Here is a 15,164-nt window from a genome sequence, read left to right on the forward strand (position 1 = left end):
ATAGGTTTTCCGGGCTATTTTTCGGCTCTTACGAGGACTTATTCAGGCTTCGGTGCCTCCTCAGCATCCGTATCCTCGATCCAACCGTAGGTGCGTTCAACGGCACGGTTCCACTGGTGGAACAGGCGATCGCGCTCTTCGGCCTCCATCTTCGGATGCCACTTCTTGTCAATCGTGATGTGAGCCTTGACCTCATCCAGGTTCGACCAGAAGCCAATGCCAAGGCCCGCAGCGTATGCCGCACCAAGAGCCGTGGTTTCAATGTTGTTCGGGCGTGTGACAGCGACATTCAGGATGTCGGACTGGAACTGCATGAGGAACTCGTTCATGGTCATGCCACCATCAACGCTCAGCGTTGTGATGTCCGTGTCGGATTCTGCGACCATGGCGTCGAGGACCTCGCGGGTCTGGTACGCAGCAGCCTCCAGCACAGCACGGGCAATGTGGTGTCGGTTGACGAAACGGGTCAAACCGACGATGACGCCACGAGCGTCCGGCTGCCAACGAGGTGCAAAAAGACCGGAGAAGGCCGGCACGATGTACACGCCGCCGTTATCCTTGACGCTCTTTGCCTTGTTCTCAATGGATGCCGCATTCGGAATCATCTGCAGCTCGTCACGCAGCCACTGAACAAGTGCACCGCCCATGGAGACGGAGCCCTCGAGAGCGTAGACCGGCTTCTCTCCCTCGACCTGGTAGCAGACGGTGGAGATGAGTCCGTGGTCAGACCACTTCGGCTTCTCGCCAGTATTCATTAGCATGAACAGCCCAGTGCCGTAGGTGTTCTTGGTGTCACCCTCGCCGAAGCAGCCCTGGCCGAACATGGCGGCCTGCTGGTCGCCGAGGATGCCAGTAACCGGTCGCCCTGCAAGAGAGCCACGGGCACGGATATGGCCGAAGTCGCCTACCGACGGTCGGATGTCAGGCAGCATCGACATCGGAATGCCAATTTCACGGCAAATGTCCTCATCCCACTCGAGGGTCTTGAGGTCCATCAGGAGAGTACGGGAGGCGTTGGTGACGTCGGTTGCGTGAACTGCATCTTCGCCGTTGTCGCCCTCTGCGCCACCGGTGAGATTCCACAGCAGCCAAGTATCGATGGTGCCGAAGAGTAGATCGCCAGCCTCAGCCTTTTCGCGAGCTCCCTCGACGTTGTCGAGAATCCAGCGCACCTTCGGGCCGGCTGGGTAGGAGTTGATACGTAGGCCCGTGGTCTCACGCCAGCGGTCAGCGCCTTCATCCCCCATGAGTTCCTTGCAGATCTCATTCGTGCGGGTGTCCTGCCAGACGATGGCGTTGTAAACCGGTTCACCAGTGTTCTTGTCCCAGACGACAGTGGTTTCACGCTGGTTGGTGATGCCAATTGCTTCAACATCCTCAGAAGGCAGGTCGACATCGGCGAGAGCTTCGCTGACTACTCGACGGGTGTTGGCCCAAATCTCCTGGGCGTCGTGCTCGACCCAGCCCTCTTCCGGGAAAATCTGCTTGTGTTCCATCTGCGCAACAGTGACGATCTCTGCGTCATGGTTGAAGATGATGCAGCGGGTGGAAGTAGTTCCCTGGTCAATGGCGAGGACGTATTTGCTGTGCATCATGGGGATACTCCTAGAGAAATTGTGTGTGAATGTGAGTGTTCAGGCTTGCGATATTTTATTGTGCGATAACTCTCATATTCCCGTTATCCGATGGCAAAGGCAAGAGCGCCTGCAGCCACGGCTGCCAGCATCGGTGCGACAATCGGAACCCATGCGTATGCCCAGTTCGCATCGCCCTTGCCCTTAATCGGGAGCACGAAAGCGTAGGCCAAACGGGGGCCGAGGTCACGGACAGGGTTGATGGCGTATCCGGTCGGGGAACCAAGGGAAAGTCCAATCGACACAATGATGAACGAGACACCGAAGTAGGTCAGCGGACCAAGCTCGCCGCCGGCTGGGCCGAACAGGATGAATGCGAGCAGAACGAACGTCGCGATGAACTCGGTGACGGCATTCCAAAAGTTATTTGGGTGAACCGGCGCGGTGAAGAAGTTGCCGCCAGTTTCGGCATTCGCATTGGTTGGGTTGCCGTTTTCGTCGACACCATTGGCGTCGAACAGCTGCTTAAAAGCGGCCCAAGCCAGGATTGCACCTACGAATGCGCCCAACAGCTGACCTGCAACATAGTACGGAACCAGGTCCCATCCCAGGCTGCCCTTGATGGCCAGGGCAACGGTTACCGCAGGGTTCAAGTGCCCACCGGATACGTCGGCAATAGATGCACCAGCGAAAACAGCCATACCCCAGCCGAAGGCAATGCCCAACCAGCCTGCATTTGCAGCGCGGGTTGTCCGGAGGTTGATAGAAGCACAGACTCCGTTACCGAGGAGGATTAGAATGGCGGTTCCGAAAAACTCCCAGAGGAATGCCTGGGATCCTGTGATTGTCTCCATGAGATGTAGAAACTCTCTGTGAGTCGTGACCGGGCGAGGTCACGATGAATCTTGCAACGTAAATTCTTTGGGTATAAGAAATGCCGGCGAGAACGGATTTTTCGCCGGCACTTTTATTTCGACCCCATCAGTCCCTTGAAGTGCGAAGCCGTTTTCCCAAGAGGGAAACCTATTTCGTTGTGGCTACAGCGTTGGTGGCCATTTGAGCACTAACTCGTACGGCCACCGGCGGAGGGGAGGGGCGAACTAGCGGTCGAGGCTGACGTCGACATCCGCGCGAGTTTCCACTGCATGAGCAGCAATCTCGTTAGCGGCCTTGTCAGTCAGCTCACGTTCAGCTGCCAGGGTTGCTTCGACACGCTCGATGAAGACCTTGATCTCCTTCTCCATCGTGTCCTTGTCCCAACCCAGAGCTGGGGCAACCAGTTCAGCGGTGGCCCGGGCGCTGTCGACACCGCGGTGTGCGTACTCCATGGAGACACGCAGGCGGCGCTCCAGGATGTCGTCGAGGTGCATTGCGCCTTCGTGAGTCACTGCGTAGAGAACCTCAGCGCGCATGTACTGTTCGGCAGCCTCTAGCGGCTCGAGCAGAGACTTATCCTCGGCTGCAGGAGCCAGCACTTCGTAGATGAGGGAGCCGTAACGGTTGAGCAGGTGCTCGACCTGCTTCTCGGTGATACCGAACTGCTTGGCCAGTGCTGGCTTCTGGTTGTTCAGTGCGTGGTAGCCGTCAGCGCCGAGCAGCGGGACATCTGCAGTGACGGACTCCGGTACCTTGCGGGGGACGTCCTGGACTGCAGCGTCGATGGTGTCAGCGCCGATGACGCGGTAGGTGGTGTACTTACCGCCTGCGACGGAAACCATGCCCGGGGCAACGTGGGCAACAGCGTGGTTGCGGGAGAGGTTGGTGGTGGAGTCGGAGTCGCCTTCCACCAGTGGACGCAGACCCGAGTAGACGCCGACGATGTCGTCGTAAGTAATTGGACGGCGAACCTTGGCGTTGACGTGATCGAGGATGTAGTCGATGTCAGCGCGGGTAGCTGCCGGGTTGGCCAGGTTCATGGTCCAATCGGTGTCGGTGGTACCGATAATCCAGTATTCACCCCACGGGATCACGAACAGGACGGATTTCTCGGTCACGAAGGTCATTGCCACCGAGCCCTCAAGAGCGGACTTCGGAATAACAATGTGGACACCCTTGGAGGTGTGGACGCGGAACTTGCCCGTGACGCCAGCCAGCTTCTCAATCTCATCGGACCAAATACCGGTGGCATTGACGAAAACGCTGCCGCGGATGGTGGTGGTGGCGCCGGTGTCGGTGTCAAGGAGCTTCGCGCCGACGATGCGCTCGCCTTCCTTCACGAAGTCGACAACCTGAGTGGAGGTGCGGACATCAGCGCCGAAGTGAGCAGCGGTGCGCAGGACAGTCATGGTGTGACGGGCATCGTCAACCAGAGTGTCGTAGTAGCGAACGCCGCCGACCACGGCATCTTCCTTCAGGCCCGGAGCCTGCTTCAGGGTTCCCTTGCGGGAGTAGTGCTTCTGCATTGGAACCTGCTTGGCGCCACCCATGACGTCGTAAAGGAAGAAGCCCGATGCCATGAACGGGCGCTCCCACACGCGGTGGGTCAGCGGGAAGACGAAGCGCAGTGGCTTAACCAGGTGCGGTGCCAGGTGCGACATGGACAGTTCGCGCTCGCGCAGGGATTCAGCTACCAGGCGGAAGTCCAACATCTGCAGGTAGCGCAGACCGCCGTGGAACATCTTGGAGGAGCGGCTGGAGGTACCGCCTGCGAAGTCACGAGTTTCAATGACCGCAGTCTTCAAACCACGGGTTGCGGCATCGAGTGCAGCGCCAGCGCCTACAGAACCGCCGCCGATAATGACGACGTCGTATTGCTCGGTACCGAATTTCTCCCAGGTCTTTTCATGCTGTTCCTTATTTAGAACTGCAGATGGGGCGAGAGATGAAGAGGACGACATTTTCCAATCCTTCCCGGTGGGGGCGTTGATTTTTCGTCGAAGAGAATTTCTCGGCTCACGGCTCAGGTTACCAAAACTCGGCTTACTTGTAAGCGGTAACTTACGGTTACGTAGATATAAACAATGGGTCAAAAAGCCAAGGAAACCCGCCCCAAAATGTTGTCTGGTTTTCCGCAGGTAGATAGGTATGTTAATAGAGGTTTACTACTTTTAGAATGAATACCCACCAGCGGAGCCCACCTCATAACGGGGGTGGTAAAAGCGACTATGGGGTGTACCGGGACTGTATGACAGGTGCGCAGTACGTGCAAGGGGGATGTACCTGGTTTTACACAAAGACATGGGCCTGTAACGACATTTATTCATGGGTCTCAGATACCAGTACATATCGCCCCGCTAAGGGGTGCGAAAGATTGTAGAGTAAAGGCCATGTTCAAGGATCCTGTGTACTTAACGATTATCGGATTGGCGCGCACCGTCTTCTTTGCCCAAGGTTTGAAGTTCACCGTTAAGGGCTGGGAAAACGTGCCGAAAGACTCTGGCGCCGTTCTCGTTACTAACCACACCGGATACATGGACTTCACCTATGTCGGTCTTCCATTCCGCAAGCACCGCCGTTTTGTCCGTTTTATGGCGAAGAAGGAAGTCTTCGACCATTCGATCGCAGGACCAATCATGCGTGCTTGTAAACACATTCCGGTCGATCGCACCGACGGCTCCAAGTCTTTCGAAGAGGCCTGCGCAAAGCTGGAAAACGACGAGTTGGTAGGCATCTTCCCGGAGTCGACTATCTCTCGCAGCTTTGAAGTCAAGAATCTGAAGTCCGGTGCGGTGCGTATGGCGCAGCGCACCGGCAAGCCCATCATCCCAGTGCTGATTGTGGGATCCCAGCGCGTGTGGACGAAGGGGCACCCCAAGCATCTCGGCCGCAGCAATACTCCGATTCATATTACGGTTTTGCCGCCGTGGACCCCGGAGGGCGATCCGGCAGAAGCCACCGAAAAGCTACACGAAATCATGGATCAGGGTGTCCGTCAGCTCTGGGACGAGTACGCAGCTGAAGAAGGTCCCCTGCCGAAGGGCGCCTACTGGGTACCGGCTCGCCTTGGCGGCGGCGCACCGACTTTCGAAGAGGCCCAGGCAGAGGACCTGAAAGTCGAAGAAGAGCGTCAGCGTATCCGTCATTTGCGCGGTGATCTGGCCGCATTCAAGGAAAAGCTAGCCGAGTCGGCACGTGAGTTCGGCGATAGTGCGCGTGAGTTCGGCGATCAGACCAGGCAGCAGTTCCTCGATGCCTCGCAAACGATGAGCGCGGAGTCTGCTCGCCGAAGGGAACAGACGACCGCCTTGTTGGCGCAGTTCCGTCAGTCTGTGGAACAGATGGCTGATGATGTTGTCGCCGGTGCTAAGGAGAGCAAGGAGTCCGTGCGTACGGCCACGGATTCGATGCGCGTGACGTTCCGCGAAGCGTACGTGCAGCTAGAGAAGGCCTCCGCCTCCGGTGTCGAGCAGACGCAGCAGACCGTTTACCGTCTTATCGGCCAGTCGATGATGATTCGCGACAAGCTTCCGCAGCGCTTGAACAGGCTCATCACCGCTCAGCCGGAGACGTTTATCTTCGATTACCCCGCATCGCTTGCCGACGACGCGGGCAATATCAGCGAAGAAAACATGAAGGCCTTGCAGCAGCTCGGCGATGCCGGAGCCACAATCGTTGTTCTGCACGAACCGGGAGATAAGCCGAATCTATCGGCTTTGGAGTCGGTTGACCTGCAGGTCGTGGAACTCCCGGAGGGCGCCAGCAAACTGGACGTCACAAATGCGGTGGTTAGCACGCTGCGCAAGCAGGCTCGCAAGGAAGAAACCGCGATTCTTTTTGCCGGTCGCTCGAACTTTGAGGAAGCCACACAGCGTGTCGGCATGCCGGTAGTTATGGCCGATGCGGACTGGTCCCTGCTGAAGAACGCGGATTGGGTAATCGACACGGTCGAGCATGGGGGAGTAGCCGCAACGCTGCAGTTGTTGCACGACCGGTTCTGCGATGACGGTGAAGATGACAACAGTGAGGACGGCAAGTAGTTCGAAGTGACCGAGAGACTACATCCACTACTCGTAGCTTCGGATATTGACGGGACGTTCATCGACTCGCGGGAGCGGGTAACTCCCCGCCTGCGACAGGCCGTCACGCGAATGCTACGCCGCGGAACCCCGTTGGTGCTGGCCACGGGAAGGCCGGCTCGGTGGTTGCAACCAGTGCTCGAGCAGCTGCCGGTTCAGCCGTTGTGCGTGTGTGCCAATGGCGCCGTGATTTACGACTCCGGCCGTGATGAAGTGGTTGCCGCCAACACACTGAAGCCGGAGACGCTGCGATACGTCGTCAAGCATGCGCGCGAAGCGGCGCGATCCATCGGTGGAATCGGCATTGCGGCAGAGCGCGCTGGGACGTCGGCGAATGATGCCATCGATGAGCTTTTTGTGGTGGCGCCGTCCTATGACCATGCGTGGGAATCGGATGAGCACGGTGAGCTTGCTGAAGAGGCCGTGTTGTCAGAACCCGCGACGAAACTCTTGCTGCGAAACTCAGATGTGAACAGTGCCCAGCTATATGAGCTGGTCACTCCCGCAATTGACGCGAGCTTGGCGCACGTGACCTACTCCATGCCGGACGGGCTGTTGGAGGTGTCCGCGCCGGGCGTGACTAAGCGCGCCGGGCTGGAATACGTGTCTGAACTGGTCGGAGCGACCGCGAAAGATGTGGTCTGCTTCGGTGACATGCCGAACGATATCGAGATGCTGTCGTGGGCGGGCACGGGTGTGGCCATGGGCAATGCGGCTGACAACGTCAAGGAGATTGCAGACGAAATCACCGCCACCAATGATGATGACGGTGTTGCTCGTGTGCTGGAGCGCTGGTTCTAGCTAGCCTCGAGGGTTTCCTCGCGCCAGCTAGCTCACCCAGCGCTCGACAGCGTTTACTTCAGCTCGGTCTTGACTTCGCCGGTGGTGCGGTCGAAGGTGATTGAACCGTTCTGGAACTCAGCGCGCTCGATGTTTCCATCGACCACCTGGGTCTTCGTCGGGGCACCCAGCTTGCCGACCTCGAAGCCCTGGCGGGCCCACTCATCAGCAATCTTGCCCCAGATAGCGTGCGCGCCGGTGGTGTCGGAGTCGGTGATTACGCCGTTGGAGAACTTCACGTAGCGCAGGGCATCGGCCTGGCCAGCATTGTTCGCTACGGTAGAACCGCTCTGGATGCCGGACATTGCGTAACCGAGAACGGAGCCCATTTCCTCGGAAACTTGGCGCCATTCGGCAGCCAGGTCGTTCTGCTCATTGATAGTGATGATCTTGTCAATCAGTACCGGCAGGTCAGCAATCGATGGGCCGTTTTCAATGGAGCGTCCAACGGCACCCAGAATCGCATCGGCGGTCTGTCCGAGCCCCGGTGCGCCGAGCATGCCCAGCGCCGAGGCCAGCATCGAACGTGCACCCGAGACTGTCTCCAGAGCCTGTGCCTTCTGCTGCTCGTCGGATGCGCTCGGCGAGGAGGAGTTGCTCTGCTCGCTTGCCGACGGTGCGGAGGAGTCAGCCGTAGCAGTGTCACTGGTGTTCGTGGCGTCGGTTGGCTCCGAGGTATTCGAAGTACCCGAGGTGGTCGAGTCGGAGCTCGACGTTGTCGACGAAGTGGTGCTCGATGCGCTCGAGGACTTCTCGGAGGACGAGGTCGTGGACGTACCCGTGGATGCCGAGGTGGTCGAAGTGGTCGAGGTCGACGTGCTCGACTCGGTCGATTCGCTCGACTGCGAGTCTGTGTCCTCGGCGGTCTTATCGTCCTTTTCATCCTGCGGAACGAGGAGATCAATCAAGCCGTCAGGCCCCTCATTATCAATCTTTCCGCTGGTGAGTGTGTTGTACTTCTTCTCGGCAATCGAGCGGATCTTGCTCATCTGGGCGTAGCCAGCATCACCTGGGCAGGTGGTGTTACCAACGTCGCGGTGCGCGAAGATTGTCGGCAGAGTGACCTGCTGACCGTATCCGTACTTGGAGTAGCTGGTGCCACCCGAGGTCATCTGGATCTGGCCGGTCGGCTTAATGCCGGCGACCTTCAGGCGCCAACCAATCATATTGCCCACCGAGTTCAGTGCAGCCTCACTGGGAGCAACCGAAGAGTAGTTACCCATCATGGAGATGCCGAAAGTACCGGTGTTGAAGCCACCTGCGTGTGCGCCCTGGACATTCTTATCTAGCCCACCGTAGCGGCCCTCGTAGATGTTGCCGTACTTGTCGACAAGGGCGTTGTATCCGATGTCGCACCAGCCCAGAGTCTGTGCGTGGTACTGGTAAATGCCGCGGACGATACCAGCGGACTGGCCCTCGGTGTAGTTGTTTGAACCGGCAGTGTGGTGCACGGTGGCACCGACAAGCTTGCTGTCGTAGTCCGCGCCCTTACAGCGGCTATTTTCGTTGGCTCCCCAGCCGGCACGGGTAATGACCTTCGGCATGCCCGTGACATTCTTGGCATCGACAATTGGGTCGATGCCGGATGCAGCAGCCTGGCCGTCGATTAGCACTGCGTCGACCTGGTCGATCGGCAGTTCATCGGCGACCGGTTCGATGTCCGTCCACTTCACTGGGAGGTTCGGCGAGTCCAGATCTGCAGCGTCGTTAGCGCTCGGAGCAGTCGGGTCATCGAGTGCGTCCCCAGGAGCTGCATCCGGAGTCTGCTGGTAGTCGGAAGCGGCCTCGGCGACATCCTTGGCCGCATCCGTAGCGGAATCCTTTGCATCCTCCACGGCCTTCTTGGCGCCCTCGGCATTAATCTCGTCGAGGTTGAGCTTGGATAGATCCAGCTTCTCAGCGCCCTTGATGTCCTTCAGATCCACGCCGGAACCCGGACCGAAGATGTTAAGTCCGTGGGTGGAAACCTGAACGCGCTTGGTTGGCTCGATGTAGATGAGCTCCGTTCCGTTCAGGCCGTTGCCATTGCCTTCAGCGGGGTAGTCCGGGTCAACGCTGAACCAGTCGGACCAGGAGCCGTCTGCTCGCTCGGCGCGGACGAAGCTGGCGATATCAGGGTCACCGGCCCACGTCAGCGCAAACTGGGAAAACTCAGTATCGGAGGTAATTTCCTTGACGACACCGCGGTTGGGATGAGCTTCGTCGGCAAGCGACTGCGTTGCGATTGCTGCATCTTCGACGAGAACGGAGACGCTGTCTGCAAGCGACTTGCTCTGGACAACCGGGTCGATGGGGCCGGCGCCGTTTTCCTCGATGAGGTCATAAGCGGCACCTGCGCCGACAACGGCAACGGGTGTCAGGGCAAGGGTCGCCACGGCAGCGAGTACCAAGGATTGCTTGGCACCTGCGCGGCGATTGATGCGGCGGCGACTAAACACGGTAATAACTCCTGGGTGATTACGAAAATCTGGTGTTACACCACAAATGTGATGTGGTTATGCCTGGATTGGATAAGCGGGGGACTTAGTTCTGAGGTGCGAACCAGGCCTGCGTAGCTTCGGCAGGGTTGGTTGGCAGGGATTCAGTTAGAAACTCACCAACAACCTCGCCTGGCGTGGGCGTTTCCACGTTTCCGAGGGAACCGCCGTTGTCGCCCGACTCGCCGGCGCCCGGAATCGGCGGAATGCTGGCGGCCTCTCCGTCCTGGTTGTTCGGATCCGTCGAGCGGTCGGCAATATCCGCTCCACCGGCACCATCAAACTTGGCTTTGGCTGCAGCGCGGATGGCATCCATCTGCTGGTAGCCGAAGTTGCCCGGGCAGGAGGTGTAGCCGGTGTCGCGGTGACCGAAGATGGCCGGGAGGTTCACGGTCTGGCCGGAGCTGTAGCGTGCCTTCGAGTAGCCGGCGCTGGTCAGTGCGGCGGTGGACATCGGATCGACGCCGCCGACCTTCATGCGCCAGCCGACCATCTCGCCGAGTGCGGTGACGGCCGCATCCGGAATCTCCAGCTGGTCGTGATTGCCCATCACCGAGATACCGAAGGTGCCGTTGTTGAAGCCACCTGCGTGTGCGCCCTCGATGTTCTTGTCCAGGCCGCCGTAGCGGCCCTCGTAGATGTTGCCGTACTTATCGACCAACGCGTTGTAGCCAATATCGCCCCAGCCCAGCGTATTTGCGTGGTAAGCATAAATGCCACGGACAATGGCTGGCCCCTGGGACTCTGAGTAGTTATTGGAACCCGCGGTGTGGTGGATGCACGCGCCCTTGAAAGTGCTGTAGGAGCTCGAACCGCTGCGGATGGACTCATCTGCGCCCCACGCTGCACGGCTGATTACATTTGGCGCACCGGAAATCGACGACTCGTATGCAACTGGCTGAATAACCTCGCCGGCCTGCTCTACGCCGTCGATGAAAACTGCCTGGACGGCGTTGAGGGACAACGCGGCCGTAGCGCTGACGAGGTCCTGCAGGGAACCGCCGATAGTGGCGGGGTCAAGGTTGTCGATACCAATGATGTTGCGGGGATCCAGGCCTTCGAGGAGGTTCAGGCCGACAGTCGACACCTGCACGCGACGGGTGGGCTCAACGAACAGCAGCTCGGTGCCGGACTGCCCGGAGTTATTCATCGGACCGTGTGAATCAGCGTGGAACCACGGGCCAAAGCTGCCGTCTTCGCGCTCGGCGCGAACGTAGAGCTGCAGATTGTCATCGCCCGGCCAGGTCAGGGCGAACTGGGAGAACGGTTCGTCGCGGGTGATGTCCTTTACGAATCCGCGAAGCGGGTGCAGGGCATCGGTAATGGCATGCGTGCCGACGGCTGCGTCGTCAATCATCATCGTGACAGCGTCAACCAGCGGCGATGTCGAGATCTTGGCCGCGATGGGGCCTACGCCTGGGCTTTCAACCAGGGTAGGGGCCTGGCGAATACCCCATGTTGCTAGCGGAGCTGCGGCAGTAGTAGCTGCCAGTCCATAGAGGAAGGTGCGACGGCCCATCGACGGGGCATTGATGCGACGGCGAGTTGGCACGGTAAAAGCTCCAAAAAAATGGGGTACAGGGTTATCGACCCGAGGTCTACCCGGGGTCGAAAGGAAGGAAAGTTGCAAAGCAACAGAAAATTCTGAGGAGGATGTTACCAGTGTGACTAAAAAAATCTAGTGAGACATCTGTGTTTCCTCGTTAATTTTGGGAAAATTATCAAATAATGTGACCAAACGAACGTTGGGCTGGGCTCACGTGGACGTCGTAAAGCCCGCGTGTACACCCGCAAACCGGATGGAAATGCAATAGGTTTTAAGGCGTGAGTAGCGAAAAGAACACCACTGCCAATGAATTTGCTCCGAAGTCCCTACAGGACATCAAGGACAACACCTACGACCTCATCGTGGTCGGTTCGGGTTTCTTCGGTTTGACCGTTGCTGAGCGGACCGCCACTGAGCTGGGTAAGCGCGTGCTCGTTGTCGAACGCCGCAACCACATCGGCGGCAACGCCTACTCGGAGGCAGAGCCGGAGACTGGCATCGAGGTGCACAAGTACGGTGCGCACCTGTTCCATACCTCTAATAAGAGGGTGTGGGACTACGTCAACCAGTTCACTGACTTCACCGACTACCAGCACCGCGTGTTCGCTATGTACAAGGGCACCGCATACCAGTTCCCGATGGGGCTGGGGCTGATCAACCAGTTCTTCGGCAAGTACTACAGCCCGGACGAGGCGCGCCAGCTGATTAAGGACCAGACCGATGGTCTGGATCCGCGTGACGCGAAGAACCTTGAGGAAAAGGCAATCTCCCTGATTGGTCGCCCGCTGTACGAGGCATTTGTCAAGCACTACACCGCCAAGCAGTGGCAGACCGACCCGAAGAACCTGCCGGCCGGCAACATCACCCGCCTGCCTGTTCGCTACACCTTTAATAACCGCTACTTCAACGACACCTACGAAGGTCTGCCTGTCGACGGCTACACCGCCTGGCTGGAAAACATGGTGACCTCCGACAAGATTGACGTCGTTGTCGATGCCGACTGGTTTGAGGTGCGCGACGAACTCCGCGCTGTCTCCCCAGACGCCCCGGTCGTCTACACCGGCCCGCTGGACCGCTACTTCGACTACGCAGAGGGCAAGCTGGGTTGGCGCACGCTGGACTTCGAGATGGAGGTTGTCAACACCGGCGACTTCCAGGGCACTCCAGTGATGAATTACAACGACGCGGATGTGCCGTACACCCGTATCCACGAGTTCCGCCACTTCCACCCGGAGCGCGATTACGTCAAGGACAAGACGGTAATTGTTAAGGAATACTCCCGCTTCGCCGACGATGGCGACGAGGTCTACTACCCGATCAACACCCCGGAAGACCGCGAGATGCTGGAGGCATACCGCAAGCTCGCCGCCGCAGAAGCGCAGGAGAACAAGGTTCTCTTCGGTGGTCGTCTGGGCACCTACCAGTACCTGGACATGCACATGGCCATCGGCTCCGCACTGTCGATGTTCGACAACAAGATTGCGCCGTTCTTCAACGACGGCGAAGCAATCGAGCAGGAGCGCGGGCACTAATTTGCCGCTTGCGGCTCCCGCGCTAGTATTGCGCGAGTGTCGCGTGAGAAAAGCCAAACCGAAGTTCCCCACCAGGGGTTATTGCTGCAGCGTGTGAACAAGTTTCTCACCCTGCCGGTGGCGCCTGTCATTCTGGTTCTTATCGGTTCTCTTGGTACCCAGGCTGCAGCCGTGCTGGTCACTGGCATGCTTTCCACGGTCGGTGCGCCGGGCATATCAGGCCTGCGCATGACCGCCGCCGCCATCATTATGGTGGTTCTGTTCCGACCAAAACTGTCCGGAATGACCCGCGTTCGCGCCATCAACATCGTGGTCTACGGCATCGCCATGGGCATGATGAGCATGATGATATACGCCGCCATCGCCCGCCTCCCACAGGGTGTCGCCGTCACCATCGACTTCCTCGGCCCCTGCGTCGTGTCTTTCCTGGGACTGAAAATGTGGCGTTCCCGCCTGTGGGCCATCGTCGCTTTCATCGGCGTTGCACTGATTGCCCAGCCCTCCAATGACCTGGACCCTATCGGCATTGGTTACGCCGCAATCGGCGCGATCTTCTTCGGCGCTTACACGCTCTTCTCCGCCCGAATGGGCAGTTCCGAGGGCGGCGGCATGCCGGATCTGGCGCTGTCAGTGGTCGTCGCAGCAATCGTGCTCGCGCCATTTTCTGTTTCCGCTGCACCGCTTGTCGACGGTTCGATGTGGGTCACCATCGTTGTTTCTGGGTTCATTGGTGCTGTTATTCCCTACATGATGGACACCATCGCTGCGGGGATTGTCTCAGCGGCGGTCGTCGGCACGCTCTTCGCGCTGGACCCGGTCATCGGTGCAATCCTGGGCTGGGCGTTTTCCGGTGACCGAGTGACTTGGTCCATGGCGCTGGGCATCGTGCTAATCGCGGCGGCTGGCGCGATTATTACCTGGCGCGGGGCGCGGGAGTCGCGCGAGCTGCGGGGGCTTGCGCAGTAAAAATGCGGATACCAGAACCCGCCGAAAAGTGGGGTCTCGACGTGTTCTGCTGGAAAACGACAGTGAATGCGGGTAAGTTTGTCGAAGATTTACTGTTTCTTAAGGTAATTCCCTGAAGCGGAAACACGCCTGATAGTTCCCACCGGCCGTGGGGAATCGCACATTGTGAGGAGAATGCACACGTGAAAATCACCTCTACTTTCCGTGGTTGGCGCCGAAAGGTTGCAGCCGTTGCGTCCGTAGTAGCTGTGGCTGCGTCTGCATTGACCATGGCGCCGGCCGCGAGCGCGGCGGGTGACCGAGGCTCGCTGCGTCCGGGTTGTGAGTGGGATTCGTACCAGTACTTCACCCAGAAGTGCCAGGTTTATTCGCCGGCCATGGATCGTAATATTCCGGTTCAGATTGTGGCCTCTGCCAATGGCGGTAACAAGGCTCTCTATCTGCTAGATGGCCTGCGTAGCCCGGCTGATGCCTCTGACTGGGTGGAGCACGGTAACGCCCCACGTACTTTTGAGGGATCCAACGTCAACCTGGTTATTCCAGGTGGTGGCGGCGGTAGCTTCTACACCGACTGGAAGCGTCCGTCGGTTAGTGTGCACGGTCCGTTTGTAAACATGTGGGAGACTTTCCTGACTCAGGAATTGCCGGTTTACCTTGAGCGTGAGTTCGGCATTTCTCGCACTGGTAACTCCATTGCAGGTCTGTCCATGGGTGCATCTGCTGCACTGTCGCTGGCATACAACCACCGAGACCAGTTCGGTCAGGCTCTTGCCTTCTCCGGTTACCTGCACACCACTGCGCCGGGTATGACTACTGCAATTGAGGCTGCTCAGCTGTCGGCTGGCTACAGCTCGTTCGACATGTGGGGTGCGCCTATGTCAGCGGAGCGTGTCCGCAATGATCCGTACCTGAACGTCGAGAAGATGAAGGGGCTGGATCTGGTTATTACCTCGGCAAATGGTGTTCCGGATGAGGTTCGTGACCCGAAGAACCTCTATCGTGTCGTCCCGAAGGCCGGTGGCGTTGCGCTGGAGTCGCTGTCCCGCTTGTCCACCCGCGAGTTTGAGTTGCGTGCTCGTACCTCCGGTCTGGATGCCACGTTTGAATACGAGCAGACCGGTATCCACGATTGGCCAACCTGGGATCGCAACCTCCAGAACTCCAAGGCCCGCATCGAAGGTTTCCTCGGAGCTTAAAACTAGAGCCTGAACGAAAAAGCCCCTATGCGCAGCAGATAGTCCGCAGCGCGTAGGGGCTTTCACATTCTGGGCTGT

10 protein-coding genes are annotated in these 15,164 nt (G+C 58.7%); 5 read left to right on the forward strand and 5 right to left on the reverse strand.

The genetic code is table 11. The features are described from left to right. Positions 1-38 precede the first annotated feature (38 nt). The 3 genes from glpK to HMPREF2857_RS02590 all read right to left on the reverse strand — a co-directional run bounded on the left by glpK (position 39) and on the right by HMPREF2857_RS02590 (position 4,411). Entirely contained in the window at positions 39-1,595 is a 1,557-nt protein-coding gene (gene glpK, locus HMPREF2857_RS02580) for a glycerol kinase GlpK (RefSeq protein WP_016421657.1), read from the reverse strand. 83 nt (positions 1,596-1,678) lie between these two features. Next, positions 1,679-2,428: an MIP/aquaporin family protein gene (locus HMPREF2857_RS02585; protein WP_187401458.1), complete on the reverse strand. Its 750-nt coding sequence runs from the start codon at positions 2,426-2,428 to the stop codon at positions 1,679-1,681. 246 nt (positions 2,429-2,674) lie between these two features. Next, positions 2,675-4,411, reverse strand: a complete 1,737-nt coding sequence (locus HMPREF2857_RS02590) for a glycerol-3-phosphate dehydrogenase/oxidase (RefSeq protein ID WP_049190947.1) — start codon at positions 4,409-4,411, stop codon at positions 2,675-2,677. A 429-nt stretch (positions 4,412-4,840) separates the two neighbouring features. On the opposite strand from HMPREF2857_RS02590, the gene HMPREF2857_RS02595 reads away from it, so the two are divergent. Together HMPREF2857_RS02595 and HMPREF2857_RS02600 are read left to right on the forward strand one after the other, a co-directional pair. Beyond that, positions 4,841-6,490: a 1-acyl-sn-glycerol-3-phosphate acyltransferase gene (locus HMPREF2857_RS02595; RefSeq protein ID WP_049171833.1), complete on the forward strand. Its 1,650-nt coding sequence runs from the start codon at positions 4,841-4,843 to the stop codon at positions 6,488-6,490. 6 nt (positions 6,491-6,496) lie between these two features. Continuing rightward, the gene (locus HMPREF2857_RS02600; protein ID WP_016421653.1) at positions 6,497-7,330 is read left to right on the forward strand and encodes a Cof-type HAD-IIB family hydrolase; all 834 of its coding nucleotides are present in this window, start codon (positions 6,497-6,499) and stop codon (positions 7,328-7,330) included. A gap of 53 nt (positions 7,331-7,383) precedes the next feature. On the opposite strand, the gene HMPREF2857_RS02605 is transcribed toward HMPREF2857_RS02600, so the two are convergent. Together HMPREF2857_RS02605 and HMPREF2857_RS02610 are read right to left on the reverse strand one after the other, a co-directional pair. Continuing rightward, a complete protein-coding gene (locus tag HMPREF2857_RS02605) occupies positions 7,384-9,807 on the reverse strand; it encodes an N-acetylmuramoyl-L-alanine amidase (RefSeq protein WP_070642613.1) in 2,424 nt (807 codons plus the stop codon). Positions 9,808-9,892: 85 nt separating this feature from the next. Further along, the gene (locus HMPREF2857_RS02610; RefSeq protein ID WP_070642615.1) at positions 9,893-11,398 is read right to left on the reverse strand and encodes an N-acetylmuramoyl-L-alanine amidase; all 1,506 of its coding nucleotides are present in this window, start codon (positions 11,396-11,398) and stop codon (positions 9,893-9,895) included. A gap of 329 nt (positions 11,399-11,727) precedes the next feature. On the opposite strand from HMPREF2857_RS02610, the gene glf reads away from it, so the two are divergent. From glf to HMPREF2857_RS02625, 3 genes are all read left to right on the forward strand, one after another. Then, on the forward strand, positions 11,728-12,924 hold the full coding sequence (glf, locus tag HMPREF2857_RS02615) for a UDP-galactopyranose mutase (RefSeq protein ID WP_042388989.1): 1,197 nt from the start codon (positions 11,728-11,730) through the stop codon (positions 12,922-12,924). A 93-nt stretch (positions 12,925-13,017) separates the two neighbouring features. Then, positions 13,018-13,890, forward strand: coding sequence for an EamA family transporter (locus HMPREF2857_RS02620; protein ID WP_049193198.1), 873 nt, complete (start codon positions 13,018-13,020; stop codon positions 13,888-13,890). Positions 13,891-14,072: 182 nt separating this feature from the next. Then, positions 14,073-15,086 carry an alpha/beta hydrolase gene (locus HMPREF2857_RS02625; protein WP_049193148.1) on the forward strand — a complete coding sequence of 338 codons (1,014 nt, stop codon included), beginning with the start codon at positions 14,073-14,075 and terminating at the stop codon, positions 15,084-15,086. The last annotated feature ends 78 nt before the right edge of the window (positions 15,087-15,164 follow it).

The sequence above is a fragment of the Corynebacterium sp. HMSC076C10 genome (assembly GCF_001812455.1).
Taxonomy (GTDB): Bacteria; Actinomycetota; Actinomycetes; order Mycobacteriales; family Mycobacteriaceae; genus Corynebacterium; species Corynebacterium jeikeium_D.